Origin of the sequence: Pseudomonas sp. NPDC096925 (assembly GCF_044762545.1) — a bacterium.
In the GTDB taxonomy this organism is placed as follows: Bacteria; Pseudomonadota; Gammaproteobacteria; order Pseudomonadales; family Pseudomonadaceae; genus Aquipseudomonas.
In genome coordinates this window covers 78,790-93,445 of record NZ_JBIWEM010000006.1, presented here as the reverse complement: position 1 = coordinate 93,445, position 14,656 = coordinate 78,790, and the positions used below count along the sequence as shown (strand labels likewise).

At 65.0% G+C, this 14,656-nt stretch carries 13 protein-coding genes; 8 read left to right on the top strand and 5 right to left on the bottom strand.

All coding sequences use genetic code 11. The annotated features are described in order from the left end of the window. Positions 1 to 4: 4 nt before the first annotated feature. Positions 5 to 1,417: an aminotransferase gene (locus ACIQYU_RS17630; RefSeq protein WP_207830571.1), complete on the top strand. Its 1,413-nt coding sequence runs from the start codon at positions 5 to 7 to the stop codon at positions 1,415 to 1,417. Positions 1,418 to 1,470: 53 nt separating this feature from the next. Beyond that, positions 1,471 to 2,304 carry a helix-turn-helix transcriptional regulator gene (locus tag ACIQYU_RS17625; RefSeq protein ID WP_233687698.1) on the top strand — a complete coding sequence of 278 codons (834 nt, stop codon included), beginning with the start codon at positions 1,471 to 1,473 and terminating at the stop codon, positions 2,302 to 2,304. Positions 2,305 to 2,465: 161 nt separating this feature from the next. On the opposite strand, the gene ACIQYU_RS17620 is transcribed toward ACIQYU_RS17625, so the two are convergent. After that, on the bottom strand, positions 2,466 to 3,800 hold the full coding sequence (locus ACIQYU_RS17620; protein ID WP_233687697.1) for a D-serine ammonia-lyase: 1,335 nt from the start codon (positions 3,798 to 3,800) through the stop codon (positions 2,466 to 2,468). A 200-nt stretch (positions 3,801 to 4,000) separates the two neighbouring features. Beyond that, positions 4,001 to 4,873: an HTH-type transcriptional regulator CatR gene (gene catR, locus ACIQYU_RS17615; protein ID WP_207830564.1), complete on the bottom strand. Its 873-nt coding sequence runs from the start codon at positions 4,871 to 4,873 to the stop codon at positions 4,001 to 4,003. Between the two features lie 135 nt (positions 4,874 to 5,008). Here catR and ACIQYU_RS17610 point away from each other — a divergent pair, with 135 nt between their 5' ends. The 4 genes from ACIQYU_RS17610 (at position 5,009) to ACIQYU_RS17595 (ending at position 8,176) form a co-directional block, all read left to right on the top strand. Further along, entirely contained in the window at positions 5,009 to 6,130 is a 1,122-nt protein-coding gene (locus ACIQYU_RS17610; RefSeq protein ID WP_207830561.1) for a muconate cycloisomerase family protein, read from the top strand. Positions 6,131 to 6,280: 150 nt separating this feature from the next. After that, entirely contained in the window at positions 6,281 to 6,571 is a 291-nt protein-coding gene (catC, locus tag ACIQYU_RS17605; RefSeq protein ID WP_207830558.1) for a muconolactone Delta-isomerase, read from the top strand. Between the two features lie 43 nt (positions 6,572 to 6,614). Further along, a complete protein-coding gene (catA, locus tag ACIQYU_RS17600) occupies positions 6,615 to 7,550 on the top strand; it encodes a catechol 1,2-dioxygenase (RefSeq protein WP_402801106.1) in 936 nt (311 codons plus the stop codon). A gap of 116 nt (positions 7,551 to 7,666) precedes the next feature. Beyond that, positions 7,667 to 8,176 (top strand): GNAT family N-acetyltransferase, encoded by a 510-nt coding sequence (locus tag ACIQYU_RS17595; RefSeq protein WP_233687695.1) that lies wholly within the window; start codon positions 7,667 to 7,669, stop codon positions 8,174 to 8,176. 81 nt (positions 8,177 to 8,257) lie between these two features. On the opposite strand, the gene ACIQYU_RS17590 is transcribed toward ACIQYU_RS17595, so the two are convergent. After that, positions 8,258 to 9,082: an aldo/keto reductase gene (locus ACIQYU_RS17590; protein ID WP_063914964.1), complete on the bottom strand. Its 825-nt coding sequence runs from the start codon at positions 9,080 to 9,082 to the stop codon at positions 8,258 to 8,260. A 247-nt stretch (positions 9,083 to 9,329) separates the two neighbouring features. On the opposite strand from ACIQYU_RS17590, the gene ACIQYU_RS17585 reads away from it, so the two are divergent. Then, positions 9,330 to 10,208 (top strand): DMT family transporter, encoded by an 879-nt coding sequence (locus ACIQYU_RS17585; RefSeq protein ID WP_063914965.1) that lies wholly within the window; start codon positions 9,330 to 9,332, stop codon positions 10,206 to 10,208. 106 nt (positions 10,209 to 10,314) lie between these two features. Here the strand turns inward: ACIQYU_RS17585 and ACIQYU_RS17580 are convergent, their stop codons facing one another. Both ACIQYU_RS17580 and ACIQYU_RS17575 read right to left on the bottom strand, forming a co-directional pair. Next, on the bottom strand, positions 10,315 to 10,911 hold the full coding sequence (locus ACIQYU_RS17580) for an ATPase (protein ID WP_402801100.1): 597 nt from the start codon (positions 10,909 to 10,911) through the stop codon (positions 10,315 to 10,317). Between the two features lie 99 nt (positions 10,912 to 11,010). After that, a complete protein-coding gene (locus tag ACIQYU_RS17575; RefSeq protein WP_207830548.1) occupies positions 11,011 to 11,916 on the bottom strand; it encodes a LysR family transcriptional regulator in 906 nt (301 codons plus the stop codon). Positions 11,917 to 12,363: 447 nt separating this feature from the next. Between ACIQYU_RS17575 and katG the strand changes: the two genes are divergently transcribed. Beyond that, positions 12,364 to 14,610: a catalase/peroxidase HPI gene (gene katG, locus ACIQYU_RS17570; RefSeq protein ID WP_207830545.1), complete on the top strand. Its 2,247-nt coding sequence runs from the start codon at positions 12,364 to 12,366 to the stop codon at positions 14,608 to 14,610. Positions 14,611 to 14,656 lie beyond the last annotated feature (46 nt).

Here is a 14,656-nt window from a genome sequence, read left to right as displayed (position 1 = left end):
GCCCATGGCCACCCCAAGCAAAGCATTCGCCATTGCCCACGACCCGCTGGTGGACGCCGACAAGGCCCACTACATGCACGGCTACCATGTGTTCGACGAGCACCGCGAGCAAGGTGCGCTGAACATCGTTGCCGGCGAGGGCGCCTACATCCGCGATACCCACGGCAACCGCTTCCTCGATGCCGTCGGCGGCATGTGGTGCACCAACATTGGCCTGGGCCGCGAGGAAATGGCCCTGGCCATCGCCGATCAGGTACGCCAGCTGGCCTATTCCAACCCGTTTTCCGACATGGCCAACGATGTGGCCATCGAGCTGTGCCAGAAGCTCGCGCAGCTGGCTCCGGGCGACCTGAACCATGTGTTCCTCACTACCGGCGGCTCGACCGCGGTCGACACCGCCTACCGGCTGATCCAGTACTACCAGAACTGCCGTGGCAAACCGCACAAGAAGCACATCATCGCCCGCTACAACGCCTACCACGGCTCCACCACCCTGACCATGTCGATCGGCAACAAGGCTGCTGACCGGGTGCCGGAGTTCGATTATCACCACGACCTGATCCACCACGTGTCCAACCCCAACCCGTATCGCGCCCCGCACGACATGGACGAGGCCGAGTTCCTCGACTTCCTGGTGGCCGAGTTCGAGGACAAGATCCTCTCGCTGGGGGCCGACAACGTGGCGGCGTTCTTCGCCGAGCCGATCATGGGCTCGGGCGGGGTGATCATTCCGCCCAAGGGCTACTTCCAGCGCATGTGGCAGCTGTGCCAGACCTACGACATCCTGTTCGTCGCCGACGAAGTGGTGACTTCGTTCGGGCGCCTGGGCACCTTCTTTGCCAGTGAGGAACTGTTCGGCGTCACCCCCGACATCATCACCACCGCCAAGGGCCTGACCTCCGCCTACCTGCCGCTGGGGGCGTGCATTTTCTCCGCACGCATCTGGCAGGTGATCGCCGAGCCGGGCAAGGGCCGCTGCTTCACCCACGGCTTCACCTACAGCGGGCACCCGGTGTGCTGCACTGCGGCCTTGAAGAACATCGAGATCATCGAGCGCGAGCAGTTGCTGGAGCACGTCAAGGACGTCGGCGGCTACCTGGAGCAACGCCTGCAAAGCCTGCGCGAGCTGCCGCTGGTGGGGGATGTGCGCTGCATGAAGCTGATGGCCTGCGTCGAGTTCGTTGCCGACAAGGCCAGCAAGGCGCTGTTCGCGGATGAGGTGAACATCGGTGAACGCATTCACAGCAAGGCCCAGGCCAAAGGGTTGCTGGTGCGGCCGATCATGCACCTGAACGTGATGTCGCCGCCGTTGATCATCACCCATGCGCAAGTGGACGAGATCGTCGAAACCTTGCGCCAGTGCATCATCGAAACTGCGCGCGAACTCACGGCGCTTGGCCTGTATCAGGGCCGATGAACCTGGCGCAAAGGGCTGTGCGTGGGCGTGCCTGGCAGGCTAGACTGCCGGGCATGCCCCAGGCCTCTCCCGACACTCCGCTTACCCTTTCACTGGGCGCGCTGCAGCAATGGCATGCGGCGCTGCAGCGCGCGCTGGCCCACAGCGAAACGCCCGAGGCGCTGGCGCATGTGGCGGCTGCCATCGGCCAGCTGGTGCAGGTGGAGTCGATGATGATCAGCCTCGAGTGCCAGGGGCGGGCGCCACAGCTGCTGTACCAGCAAGGCATCCCCGACCTGCACCGCGCCGCCGTGCTGGAGCGCTACTTCAGTGCCGGCTACCTGCTCGACCCGTTCTGCCTCGCCGTGCAGAGCGGCCTGGCCGAGGGCTTCTACCACCTGCAGGAAATCGCCCCGGACAACTTCTTCGACAGCGACTACTACAAGGCCTATTACCTGGGTACCGGTTGCAGTGAAGACAGCTACTACATCGTCGACCTCAGCGCTGGCCGCAAGTTGTCGCTGAGCCTGTTCCAGGGCTGCAGCGGCACACGCCTGAGCGCCGGGCAGATCGACCTGCTGCGGGCGCTGGAGCCGATGGTGCGTGAACTGCTGGGGCGCTATGCCAGGCATCATCTGGAGCCCGACCCGGCACCGGCCGAGCGTGGCAGCCTGCAGGCGGCGTTCGACAGTTTCGGCTGCCAGGTGCTGACCGACCGTGAGCGGGAGGTGGCGCACATGATTTTGCGCGGGCATTCGGTGAAGTCCACCGCGCTGGAGCTGGGCATCTCGCCGGAAACCGTGCGCATGCACCGCAAGAATCTGTACCTGAAGCTGGAGATCAACTCGCAGTCGGAGTTGTTTGCGCGGTTCATCGATTGGCTGCGCGGCGATCACCTGCCGGCCTAGCAGCAAATGAGCAACAGCCTTACTCAAATCTGAAAGCTGGCGCGATCCCTGTGGGAGCGGGTTCACCCGCGAAGCAGACACCGCGGTGGCTGGCACGGGCTTTGCCCGTGTTCGCGGGTGAACCCGCTCCCACAGGTACAGCGCTGCCCCCCCAATAATTCTCAGCCCCTGCCTTTAGCCAGATAGGCCGCAAACTCCGCGTCCGGCACCATGCTGCCACCGGTCCCCCACACCAGATGCGTAGCCAGGTCCATGCGCCCGGCCGACAGGCCCATGCGTGCCAGGTACTCAGGCGATTCAAGCACCTTGACCATGCCCGGCATCCCCGCCAGCGCCGAAGGTTCCAGGCGTGCATTCTCCTGGTCATGGGCCAGCACCAATAGCCGATACAGCGTCTCGTCGCTGACCGTGTAATAGCCATCGAGCAAACGCTGCATCGCCTTGCCGACAAAGCCGGAAGGGCGGCCCACTGCCAGTCCGTCGGCGGCGGTCAGGTTGTCGATGCCAAAATCCTGCACGCTGGTGGCGTCATGCAAACCGCTATACACCCCCAGGAACATGCAGGGCGAGTGGGTGGGCTCGGCGAAGATGCAGTGCACATGGTCGCCCCAGATCAGCTTCAGGCCGAACGCTACGCCACCCGGGCCTCCGCCGACCCCGCAGGGCAGGTAGACGAACAACGGGTGCTCGGCATCCACCCTGATACCCGCGGCCTCGAACTGGCCCGCCAGCCGCTCGGCCGCCACGGCATAGCCGAGGAACAGGTGTGGCGAGTTCTCGTCGTCGACGAAGTAGCAGCTCGGGTCCGCCGCCGCCTGCTGTCGCCCTTGCTCCACTGCTACGCTGTAGTCGCTTTCGTACTCGACCACGCTCACGCCATGGGCGCGCAGCTTGTCCTTCTTCCACTGGCGGGCGTCGGCCGACATGTGCACGGTGGCCTGGAAGCCCAGCCTGGCGCTCATGATGCCGATCGACAGGCCGAGGTTGCCGGTCGAGCCGACCGCAACCTTGTACTGGCTGAAGAATTGCCGCGCCTGGTCGCTGGCCAGTACCCGGTAATCGCTGTCGAGGCTGATCAGGCCGGCCGCCAGGGCCAGGTCCTCGGCATGCTTGAGTACTTCATGAATACCGCCGCGGGCCTTGATCGAACCGGAGATCGGCAGCTCGCTGTCGGCCTTGAGCCAGAGCGAACCGCTGGCCGGCAGGCCCGCCGCCTGCAGCAAGGTGGCGTGCAGGGTGGGCAGCGGGCGCAATGGCGACTCGATGATGCCGCCGGCGGCGGCGGTATCCGGGAACACGCCGGCCAGGTACGGGGCAAAGCGTGTCAGCCGGGCACTGGCGGCACTGACGTCGGCGGCGCTCAGGCCGACATCGGCCAGGGCCTGGGCGGCAGGGGCGATGCTTGGGTTGAACCAGCGGGTTTCGCGCAAGGCCACCAGGTCATCGATCAGGGGGTGGGTGCTGCACCATGCTTGCAGTGTCTTGCCGTGAATCATGCTGGGTATTCCTGTTGGTTGATGATGGCCGGGGTGTGACACAAAAATGCGCCTACAGACAGACGCGGGCCCTGTGGGAGCGGGTTTACCCGCGAAGAATGCAACTCGGTGCATGGCACGGGCTTCGCCCGTGTTCGCGGGTGAACCCGCTCCCACAGGGTCAGGTGTTTAGCCAGACCGTTGATTCCAGGAGCGCGTGCTCATTCGGCCTGCTGCGCAATCAATGCCAGGCAACGCTGCACGATCGGGCTCACGTCGCCCTTGCGCCGGCTGAGGATGATCGGGCTGACGGCGCCACTGTCGAGCAGGCTGACATATTCGATATCGGTGCGGTGTTGCTGCTGCACCGACGCCGGCACCAGGGTCACGCCCACACCAACGGCCACCAGGCCAATGGCGGTCTGCAGTTCATTGGCCCACTGGCTGACGCGGATGCTCATGCCGTGGTGGGCGAACAGCGCCAGCACATGGTCGGCATAGCTGGGCCTTGGGTTGGCCGGGTAGAGGATGAACGCCTCGCCAGCCAGCTGGGCAAGCGTAAGCGGGCTGCTGGCCAGCGGGTGGCCCTTGGGCAGCACGGCCACCAGCGGGTCCTCGCGCAGCACTTGCTGATGTATGGCCGGGTCATCGATGCGAATGCGCCCGAAGGCGATGTCGATGCGCCCGCTTTTCAGCGCCTCCACCTGCTGCAGCGTGGTCATCTCGTTCAGGCCCAGTTCCAGTTCGCTGTCCTGGCGCAGCTCGCGGATCAGCTCCGGCAGCACCGTGTACAGGGTCGAGGGAGCGAAGCCGATCCCCAGCCACTGGCGCTGGCCCTGGCCGATGCGGCGGGTGTTGTCGCTGATGTTCTCCAGCTGCTGCAGCACGGTGCAGCTCTGTTCATAGAAAAAGCGACCCGCCTCGGTCAGCCGCAGCGGGCGCTCGCGCACCACCAGCAACGTGCCGAGCTGGTCTTCGAGTTGGCTGATCTGTCGGCTCAGCGGTGGCTGGGCAATGTGCAGCAGCTCGGCGGCGCGTGTGAAGTTCAGGGTTTCGGCCAGGACCTTGAAGTACCGCAGGTGGCGCAGCTCCATCAGACCTCCAGGGTATGGTGGGAGATTCATTCGATATTGGACGGCTATCAGGGTCTCGCGCAATGCTTGAACAAGCAAGTAAATGCACCACTCGGGCCTGCGGTTGGCAGCCCGATATAACGGGACCTGGCAACAATGACAAGCGCGCTGATTGAACGTATTGAGGCAATTATCGTCGACCTGCCGACGATTCGCCCGCACAAGCTGGCGATGCACACCATGCAGCAGCAGACCCTGGTGGTATTGCGTGTTCGCTGCAGCGATGGTGTGGAAGGCATCGGCGAAGCCACCACCATCGGCGGCCTGGCCTATGGCTACGAAAGCCCCGAGGGCATCAAGGCCAACATCGATGCGCACCTGGCGCCGGCGCTGATCGGCCAGCCGGCAGACAACATCAATGCCGCCATGCTCAAGCTGGACAAGCTGGCCAAGGGCAACACCTTTGCCAAGTCGGGTATCGAGAGTGCCTTGCTCGACGCCCAGGGCAAGCGCCTGGGCCTGCCGGTCAGCGAACTGCTGGGTGGCCGCGTGCGCGACAGCCTGGAAGTGGCCTGGACCCTGGCCAGCGGCGACACCGCCCGCGACATTGCCGAAGCCGTGCACATGTTGGAGATTCGCCGGCATCGGGTGTTCAAGCTGAAGATCGGCGCAAACCCGTTGCATCAGGACCTCAAGCACGTGGTCGCGATCAAGCGCGAGCTGGGCGACAGCGCCAGCGTGCGGGTAGACGTCAACCAGTACTGGGACGAGTCCCAGGCCATCCATGCCTGCCAGGTGCTCGGCGACAACGGTATCGATCTGATCGAGCAACCGATTTCGCGCATCAACCGCAGCGGCCAGGTGCGCCTGAACCAGCGCAGCCCGGCGCCGATCATGGCCGATGAATCGATCGAAAGCGTCGAAGACGCCTTCAGCCTGGCCGCCGACGGCGCGGCCAGCATCTTCGCCCTGAAAATAGCCAAGAACGGCGGCCCCCGCGCCGTATTGCGCACCGCGCAAATTGCCGAGGCTGCCGGCATCGCCCTGTATGGCGGGACCATGCTCGAAGGCTCGATCGGCACCCTGGCCTCGGCTCATGCCTTTCTTACGCTGCGTCAGCTTACCTGGGGCACCGAGCTGTTCGGGCCGCTGCTGCTGACCGAAGAAATCGTCAACGAGCCACCGCAGTACCACGATTTCCAGTTGCATGTTCCACGCACCCCGGGCCTGGGTCTGACCCTGGACGAACAGCGCCTGGCGCGCTTCGCCCGTCGCTGAATCGCGAGGGCTGAAAACACACACAACCCCTGTGGGAGCGGCTTTGGCCGCGAAGCAGGCGACGCGGTGGATGGCACGGGCTTCGCCCGTGTTCGCGGGCTCGCCCGCTCCCACAGTGTTCGCGCCAAATAAGAGAAAGGAGATACCAGCATGCTGTTCCACGTGAAGATGACCGTGAAACTGCCGGTCGACATGGACCCGGCCAAGGCCGCCAAGCTCAAGGCCGACGAAAAGGAACTGGCCCAGCGCCTGCAGCGCGAAGGCATCTGGCGCCACCTGTGGCGCATTGCCGGGCACTACGCCAACTACAGCGTGTTCGATGTACCCAGCGTCGAGGCGCTGCACGACACCCTGATGCAGCTGCCACTGTTCCCGTACATGGACATCGAGGTCAACGGCCTGTGCCGGCACCCCTCGTCGATCCACAGCGACGACCGCTGAGTCGCACCTGTCTACCTGACAAGAACAAGATGAGGTAAGCACGATGACCGTGAAAATTTCCCACACTGCCGATGTTCAGGCGTTCTTCAAGGATGTGGCCGGCCTGGGCCATGCCGAAGGCAACCCACGCTTCAAGCAGATCGTCCTGCGTGTGCTGCAGGACACTGCGCGGTTGATCGAAGACCTGGAAATCACCGAGGACGAGTTCTGGCATGCCGTCGACTACCTCAACCGCCTGGGTGCCCGTAACGAAGCCGGCCTGCTGGCTGCGGGCCTGGGCATCGAGCACTTCCTCGACCTGCTGCAGGACGCCAAGGACGCCGAGGCCGGGCTGAGCGGCGGTACCCCGCGCACCATCGAAGGCCCGCTGTATGTGGCGGGGGCGCCGCTGGCGCAAGGCGAAGTGCGCATGGACGACGGCAGCGACCCGGGCGTGGTGATGTTCCTCCAGGGCCAGGTGTTCGACGCCGACGGCAAGCCGTTGGCCGGCGCCACTGTCGACCTGTGGCACGCCAACACCCAGGGCACCTATTCATACTTCGACTCGACCCAGTCCGAGTACAACCTGCGCCGGCGCATCATCACCGATGCCGAAGGGCGCTACCGCGCGCGTTCCATCGTGCCGTCGGGGTACGGCTGCGACCCGCAGGGGCCAACCCAGGAGTGCCTGGACCTGCTCGGCCGCCACGGCCAGCGCCCGGCGCACGTGCACTTCTTCATCTCGGCGCCGGGGCACCGCCATTTGACCACGCAGATCAACTTTGCCGGTGACCAGTACCTGTGGGATGACTTTGCCTATGCCACCCGTGACGGGCTGATCGGCGAGCTGCGCTTTGTCGAGGATGCTGCGGCGGCGCGTGATCGCGGCGTACAGGGCGAGCGCTTTGCCGAGCTGGCGTTCGACTTTCACCTGCAGGCGGCCAAGGCGCCGGACGCCGAGGCGCGCAGCCACCGCCCGCGTGCGTTGCAAAACAGCTGATCCCTTACCAATCGATGACGGGTTTTTGCCCGGGCCTTTCCGTGCGGGGAGGGCCCGGGCTTTTTGCTGCCAGGGGCTGGTAATCTAGTATCCGCCTTTTGCCCGAGCCCACCACCATGCTGCCCATCGAACTGCTGGCGACCACCGCCGACCAGGCTCCGCTGATTCGCAACCTCTACCAGTTCTACGCCTACGAGTCCTCCGACTGGGAACAGGAAGACGTGGAAGTGGACGGCCGCTTCTATATCCATGACGAACACCTGCAACGTTACTGGCAGGCCGATGGCTGGGGCGCGTACCTGGTGTTGGCAGATGGCTTCATCGCCGGCTTCGTGCTGGTTGAACGCAGCGAGCTGCCGGGTATCGACGCGTTCGAACTGGCCGATCTGTTCATCCTGAAAAAGTACCGCCGCCAGGGCATCGGCCGGGCGGTGGCGTTGCAGCTGCTGGGCGGCGAGGGCGACTGGCTGTTGCGCTGTTACGCACAGGACGCGCCTGCCGTGGCCTTCTGCAAGGCCGTATTGGCCGGGCTATCGCGCCCGGCGCAGGCGATAGCCCTGGATGACGAACCGGCCTTGCTCAATTTCCTGGTGACGGGCGGGCGGCACCGGCGAACGAGCGGTTGAAGCAGGTCATGACGCCGGCATAACGGTTTGCGCGGGCCGCTCCCACAGAGATCGTGCCAGCTTTCAGATATTGAGCAGCGCTCAGCTGTTCCAGTCTGGCGCAAACGCCGGGCTCACCACCCGCTGGTCCTTCGGCAACCCGGCAATCGCCATGCGGTCCTCGTCATCCAGTTGCACGTTCAACGCCGCCAGGTTGGCCAGCTGGTTCTCGCGGCTGCCGGCCTTGGGGATCACCGCCACGCCGTCCTGGTCCAGCAACCACTTCAGCGCCACCTGGCTGGGCAGTACGCCATGTTTGCGGGCAATCGCCTGGATCACCGGCTGCGCCGCCGCCTGCCCACGGGCCAGCGGGGTGTAGGCGGTGAGCAGCAGGTCGTGGCGGCGGGCATAGTCCAGCAGCGGTTGCTGGCCGAGTAGCACGTGGTATTCCACCTGGATCGCCGATAATGGCGCGCCCAGGGTTTCCACCACCTGGCGCAGCAACCCCAGCGGGAAGTTGGCCACGCCGATGCTGCGCGCCTTGCCCTCGTCACGCAGCGCTACCAGGGTTTCGATGCTGCGGGCCAGGTCCCAGTCCTGGCCGGGCCAGTGGATGTAGAACAGGTCGACCTGCTCGGTCCCCAGCGCGCGCAGGCTGTCCTCCAGCGACTGGCGCATGGCCTTGGGCGCCAGGCGATCCCACCACACCTTGGTGGTCAGGTGAATCTGCTCGCGTGGCACGTCGCTGTCGCGCAGGGCCTGGCCGACGGCGGCTTCATTGTCATAGGCAGTGGCGGTGTCGATGTGCCGGTAACCCACTTCAAGCGCCTGGCGCACGGCCTGGGTGCACTCGCTGCCAGTCATTGGCCAGGTGCCCAGGCCGATCGCGGGCAGGTTCAGGCCGTTACGGGTGGTGAGCCTTTGCATGTAAATTCCTTGTAGGGTGTGCAGGGTTCGCACTCGATGGTCGGCGATCAGCACGGCACGGGCCATGCGCGTGGAGCGGAAAGTGGTCGATCAGCGAACAGAAACTGCAGCCGACCTGGACAAGCGGCAATTGAACTTCCTTATGCTTCGGTATCTCTTCTAGAATCCGATCTGATGCATCCGCCAGGCAACGCCTGCGCGGCCTTCCCTGGGCGCCGCATCCAGCCGCGCCGTCATCGAGAGTGCCATGAGTTCCAGCACACCGCTGTCCGGAGTCAACCAACCCCTGCGCGGCATCGCCCTGGTGGTGGTGGCGACGTTCCTGTTCGCCAGTCACGATGCCCTGTCCAAGTTCCTCGGCGGCCTGTACCCGATCATCATGGTGGTGTGGGCGCGGTATGTGGTGCACACGTTGCTGATGGCCAGCATTTTCCTGCCCAAGGCCGGGCTCAACGTGCTGCGCACCCGCCGGCCGTTGTTGCAGACGTTACGTGCCCTGAGCCTGCTGAGTACCAGCCTGCTGTTCACCACCGGTCTGCAGTACCTGCCGCTGGCCGAGGCCACGGCGGTCAACTTCCTCGCCCCGGTGCTGGTCACCGCGCTGTCGGCGCCGCTGCTGAAGGAGCGGGTGACGGTGGGGCAGTGGGTGGCGGTGGTGATGGGCTTCATCGGCGTGCTGGTGGTGGTGCACCCGGGCGGGGCGATGTTTACCCCAGCCATCCTGTATCCGTTCGGTTCGGCGCTGGGCTTCTGCTTCTATCAGTTGCTGACGCGTATCCTGGCTGCGCATGACAGTCCGACCACCAGCAACTTCTATGCGGGGTTGTGCAACACCCTGGCGATGAGTGCGCTGGTGCCGTTCTTCTGGGAGATGCCGCGTTGGGACCATGCGCTGCTGATGCTGGCGCTGGGTGGCTTTGGCATGACTGCGCACCTGCTGCTGACCCAGGCCTTCCGCCATGCGGCACCGGCGTTGCTGGCACCGTTCAGCTATTGCCAGATCGTGTTTGCCGGGTTGCTTGGGTTGGTTGTCTACAGCCAGGTGCCGGATACCCTGAGCCTGGTGGGCATCTCGGTGATCTGCCTGAGTGGGCTGGGGGCGGCGTGGATGCAGCGGGGCAAGTGACAACCTGTAATGGCCTCTTCGCGGGTAAACCCGCTCCCACAGGTCCAGCGCCCTGGCCGAGGGTTGCGATGTGCCTGGGGGAGCGGGTTTACCCGCGAAAGGGCCTTCAAACGCGCCTCTTCAATAGAGCCTGCAACGAATCGTCAAAGTCCCGCAGTGCATCCGCCTGTACCGCACGCTCATCCTCGACCACCCGTGCCACATCGCCCAGGCGCTTGCTAGCCCGCCCTTCAGCCCGGCCGATATAGGTCAGCTGGTCATCGAAAAAACGCGCCACCACCCGGCTTTCGATATCGGCACTGGCCAAACGGCTTTCGGTGTCCAGCAGCACGATCACATCCGGGTGCTCGCCCAGCAGCGTGTCGAGGTCGTCATAGAAAGTCACGTCGGCGAACTGCTGCGCCAGTGACCGCGCCAGCCAGTCATACGCCTGGCTTTCGCTGCTCAAGGTCGCCACCGGGACGCGCTTGCCCTGGGCCTTGGCGGCGGCCTGGGTGCGATGGCTGTCGAGGTATTCGAGGGTCGCTGTGGTGTCACGCCCCAGCAGCACCGCCACCCGTTGGCCGGGGGCCAGGGCGACGCTGGAAATGGCCGTGGCCGAATAGAAGTGCCCATAGGGCTGCGTGTCGGTAGCGGCCGGGCTGGCACAACCGCCAAGGGCGGCCAGCAAGGCGAGCAGGGCAGCGATCATGCCGGTTTTCATGGGAGGCCTCATCAATCAGTGAATGCCGCCATCTTCCGCCCGGGCTGGCAGCAGCGGAACTTGATGGCATTCATGGTGGCTATCGATGAGGTCGATGCATCACCGCGTGGCCATGAACTGCAGGATGCGTTCGCGCAGCCAGCGCTCGGCCGGGTCGTTGTCCTGGGCGCCGCTCCAGACCATCGACAGTTCGGCTTCGGTGATCTCGAACGGTGCCGGGTCGGCGCGCAGGCTGCCGTCGTCGGCCAGGGCGCAGGCGGCGTAGTCCGGCACCGTGGCGATCATCTCGGTGTTGCGCAGCAGGGCGCGCAGGCTGCCGAACTGCGGCACCGCCAGCACCACCTTGCGGCAGCGGCCGATGCGCGCCAGGTCAAGGTCGATATTGCCGCTCATGTCGCCGGAGAACGACACCATCACATGCGGGCGGGCGCAGTATTCGTCGAGGGTCAGCGGGCCCGGGCGGTCATCGGCGCGCAGCACCCGCACGCCGATGTCGCGCAGCTTGCGGCGCTTGGCGGTGGCCGGCAGGTCTGTGGTGTAGCTCACGCCCACCGAGATCTCGCCGCTGGCCAGCAGCCCCGGCATCAGCAGGAAGTTGGCCCGGCGCACCACCACGCTGATGTTCGGGGCCTCTTCGCGCAGGGCCTGTAACAGGGCAGGGAACAGGCCGAATTCGGCATCGTCCGACAGGCCCAGGCGGAACACGTTGCAGCTGTTGGCCGGGTCGAACTCACGGGCGCGGCTGATGGCGGTGGAAATCACGTCCATGGCCGGCCCCAGCTCGGCGAAGATCTGCATGGCCCGTGGCGTGGGCTCCATGGCCCGGCCGTTGCGGATCAGCAGCGGGTCGTCGAACAGTTCGCGCAGGCGGGCGAGGGCGGCGCTGACGGTGGGCTGGGTGATGAACAGCTTTTCGCCGACCCGGGTCAGGTTGCGTTCGATCATCAGGGCTTCGAACAGTACCAGCAGGTTCATGTCGACGCGGCGCAGGTCGTTGCGGTTCATGAGGTGGCGGGTTCCGGAGTAGAGGGGGTGGCGGTGTATTGAAGCATGTGGGCAGCCTGATTGCCTTGTATGGATGTGCCGGCCTCCTCGCGGGTAAACCCGCTCCCACAGGATCACCACAGGTCTTGAGGGCTGTACAGTACCTGTGGGAGCGGGTTTACCCGCGAAGAGGCCGCCACAGGAAAGCTGACAGAGCCAGGCTATCACCCCTCAATAGCCACTCTATTAGAACTCTGCCCAAGCTCGGCTAGTCTTTCCTCTGGCCCCGCGAATTCCGCGAACGGGCGGCATGTCAGCACTTGCGTGCAAGACCCCGCCAACCCCGTCGTGACAGCTTCGCAAGCCCCGTGTAGACCTTATGAGGGGTAGCACGAGCCCACGCGCTCGGCTGAAAGAACACCTGGCACAGACCGGAAATCTGGATAACCGACCCAAAGGTACCCGCAGATGTCGAACGAATCGAAATGCCCGTTCCATCAAACCGCAGGTGGCGGCACCACCAACCGTGACTGGTGGCCTGACCAGCTCAACCTGAGAATTCTTCACCAACATTCCTCCAAGTCCGACCCGATGGACCCGGGTTTCGACTATGCCAAGGCGTTCAAGAGCCTCGACTTCCAGGCCCTGAAGAAAGACCTGACCGCCTTGATGACCGACTCCCAGGACTGGTGGCCCGCCGACTTCGGCCACTACGGCCCGCTGTTCATCCGCATGGCCTGGCACAGCGCCGGGACCTACCGTATCGGCGATGGCCGGGGTGGTGCAGGCTCTGGCCAGCAGCGCTTCGCCCCACTCAACAGCTGGCCGGACAACGTCAGCCTGGACAAGGCCCGGCGCCTGCTGTGGCCGATCAAGCAGAAGTACGGCAACAAGATCTCCTGGGCCGACCTGATCGTGCTCACCGGCAACGTCGCACTTGAATCCATGGGCTTCAAGACCTTCGGCTTTTCCGGCGGGCGTGCCGATGTGTGGGAGCCGGACGAAGATGTGTACTGGGGTTCGGAAAAGGTCTGGCTGGGCGGTGACACCCGCTACGGCAAGGCCCAGCCGCCTGGCCAGGGCGACCTGGTGGCGGAGCCGGCCAAGCGTCCGGAGGAGCAAAGCCGGACCTTGCAGGGCGAGCGCAACCTGGAGAACCCGCTGGCTGCCGTGCAGATGGGCCTGATCTACGTGAACCCGGAAGGCCCGGAAGGTATCCCCGACCCGGTGGCTTCGGGCAAGGATATCCGTGACACCTTCGGCCGCATGGCGATGAACGATGAAGAAACCGTGGCGCTGATCGCTGGCGGCCACGCCTTCGGCAAGACCCACGGTGCCGGCCCTGCCGACAACGTCGGTCCCGAACCGGAAGCCGCTGGCCTGGAACTGCAGGGGCTGGGTTGGGCCAACAAGTTCGGCAGCGGCAAGGGTGGCGATACCATCACCAGTGGCCTGGAAGTGACCTGGACTTCGACCCCCACCCGGTGGAGCAACGAGTACCTCAATAACCTGTTCAACTTCGACTGGGAACTGACCAAGAGCCCGGCCGGTGCCCACCAATGGCGGCCGAAAGAGGGCAAAGGGGCAGGCACCGTGCCGGATGCCCACGACCCGGCCAAGCGCCATGCGCCATCCATGCTCACGTCCGACCTGGCGCTGCGCTTCGACCCGATCTACGAGCCGATCGCCCGTCGCTTCAAGGACAACCCTGATCAGCTGGCCGACGCGTTCGCCCGTGCCTGGTACAAGCTGATCCACCGCGACATGGGCCCGCTGGCGCGCTACCTGGGCCCGGAGATGCCCAACGAAGAGTTGCTGTGGCAAGACCCGATCCCGAAAGTCGACCACCCGTTGGTGGGCGAGCAGGACATTGCCGCGCTCAAGGCCAAGGTGCTGGCGTCGGGCCTGAGCGTTGGCGAGCTGGTGGCCACTGCCTGGGCGGCGGCGTCGACCTTCCGCGGTTCGGACAAGCGTGGCGGGGCCAACGGTGGTCGCCTGCGCCTGGCGCCGCAGAAGGACTGGCCGGCGAACCAGGGCACGGGCAAGGTGCTGGCGGCCCTGGAGAAAATCCAGGCCGAGTTCAATGCCGGTGGCAAGAAAATCTCCCTGGCCGACCTGATCGTTCTCGCCGGCGCCGCCGCAGTGGAAAAGGCTGCCAAGGACGCCGGGCACGACGTCAGCGTGGCGTTCCGCCCGGGGCGTACCGATGCCTCTCAGGCGCAGACCGACGTCGAGTCGTTCGCCGTGCTGGAGCCGCTGGCCGATGGCTTCCGCAACTTCACCAAGGCCCGCTACAGCGTCAAGGCCGAGAAGCTGCTGCTGGACAAGGCCCAGTTGTTGACCCTCACCGCGCCTGAAATGACCGTGCTGATCGGCGGCCTGCGTGTGCTCGGCGCCAACCATGGCGGCAGCCAGCAGGGCGTGTTCACCGACAAGGTCGGTACCCTGAGCAACGACTTCTTCCGCAACCTGCTGGACATGGGCGTGGAATGGAAGCCGACCTCGGCGGATAACGAAACCTTCGAAGGCCGCGACCGCAAGACCGGGCAGGTGAAGTGGACCGGTAGCCGGGTTGACCTGGTGTTCGGTTCCCATGCCCAGTTGCGGGCGTTGAGCGAGGTGTATGGCAGCGCTGATGGCGGTGACAAGTTCGTGCGGGACTTTGTGGCAGCCTGGCAGAAAGTAATGGAGCTGGATCGGTTTGATTTGAAGTAGCGGTGTTTTCGGGGGCGCTCTACCCAGGTACAGCGCAGGTTTTGGG

Bases quoted from the DNA above. Each gene is read 5' to 3' on its own strand.
- ACIQYU_RS17630 (WP_207830571.1), top strand. From the start codon at position 5: ATGGCCACCCCAAGCAAAGCATTCGCCATTGCCCACGACCCGCTGGTG.
- ACIQYU_RS17590 (WP_063914964.1), bottom strand. From the start codon at position 9,082: ATGCAAAGGCTCACCACCCGTAACGGCCTGAACCTGCCCGCGATCGGC.
- ACIQYU_RS17625 (WP_233687698.1), top strand. From the start codon at position 1,471: ATGCCCCAGGCCTCTCCCGACACTCCGCTTACCCTTTCACTGGGCGCG.
- ACIQYU_RS17610 (WP_207830561.1), top strand. From the start codon at position 5,009: ATGACAAGCGCGCTGATTGAACGTATTGAGGCAATTATCGTCGACCTG.
- ACIQYU_RS17595 (WP_233687695.1), top strand. From the start codon at position 7,667: ATGCTGCCCATCGAACTGCTGGCGACCACCGCCGACCAGGCTCCGCTG.
- catR (WP_207830564.1), bottom strand. From the start codon at position 4,873: ATGGAGCTGCGCCACCTGCGGTACTTCAAGGTCCTGGCCGAAACCCTG.
- catC (WP_207830558.1), top strand. From the start codon at position 6,281: ATGCTGTTCCACGTGAAGATGACCGTGAAACTGCCGGTCGACATGGAC.
- ACIQYU_RS17620 (WP_233687697.1), bottom strand. From the start codon at position 3,800: ATGATTCACGGCAAGACACTGCAAGCATGGTGCAGCACCCACCCCCTG.
- katG (WP_207830545.1), top strand. From the start codon at position 12,364: ATGTCGAACGAATCGAAATGCCCGTTCCATCAAACCGCAGGTGGCGGC.
- ACIQYU_RS17575 (WP_207830548.1), bottom strand. From the start codon at position 11,916: ATGAACCGCAACGACCTGCGCCGCGTCGACATGAACCTGCTGGTACTG.
- catA (WP_402801106.1), top strand. From the start codon at position 6,615: ATGACCGTGAAAATTTCCCACACTGCCGATGTTCAGGCGTTCTTCAAG.
- ACIQYU_RS17580 (WP_402801100.1), bottom strand. From the start codon at position 10,911: ATGAAAACCGGCATGATCGCTGCCCTGCTCGCCTTGCTGGCCGCCCTT.
- ACIQYU_RS17585 (WP_063914965.1), top strand. From the start codon at position 9,330: ATGAGTTCCAGCACACCGCTGTCCGGAGTCAACCAACCCCTGCGCGGC.